The sequence below is a fragment of the Staphylococcus sp. HMSC14D10 genome, from assembly GCF_001808125.1.
Lineage (GTDB): Bacteria > Bacillota > Bacilli > Staphylococcales > Staphylococcaceae > Staphylococcus > Staphylococcus haemolyticus.
This window is the reverse complement of the sequence record NZ_KV792258.1, coordinates 33224-33613: the sequence shown is the minus strand read 5'-3', so window position 1 is coordinate 33613 and position 390 is coordinate 33224. Positions and strand designations below refer to the sequence as shown.

The 390-nt window shown below is 36.2% G+C and carries 1 protein-coding gene; it reads left to right on the top strand.

Annotated features, from left to right (window positions below; all coding sequences use genetic code 11):
• On the top strand, positions 1–389 hold a 389-nt coding region (locus HMPREF3134_RS08000; RefSeq protein WP_256262280.1), incomplete at its 5' end, for a DUF1643 domain-containing protein.
• Position 390: the final 1 nt, after the last annotated feature.

Sequence of the window (390 nt, the reverse complement as noted above, 5' to 3'; positions counted from 1 at the left end):
CGATGTATCCTCATTTAGATGGTGTATTATCACTCGATCTTACTACGGTTCTCATCCTCAATCAATTAGCTAATTCTGAGCAATATGGCGCTGTATATCTAGTTAATCTATTCTCTAATATTAAAACACCCCAAAACCTCAAACATATCAAAAATCCATATGATGAGCACACTGATATTCACTTGATGAAAGCGATAAGTGAAAGTGACACAGTGATTCTAGCTTATGGTGTTTATGCGAAGCGGCCTGTTGTCGTCGAACGTGTTGAGCAAGTGATGGAAATGCTAAAACCTCATAAGAAAAAAGTAAAGAAACTCATCAATCCAGTAACAAATGAAATCATGCATCCACTCAATCCTAAAGCACGTCAAAAATGGACATTGAAATAAA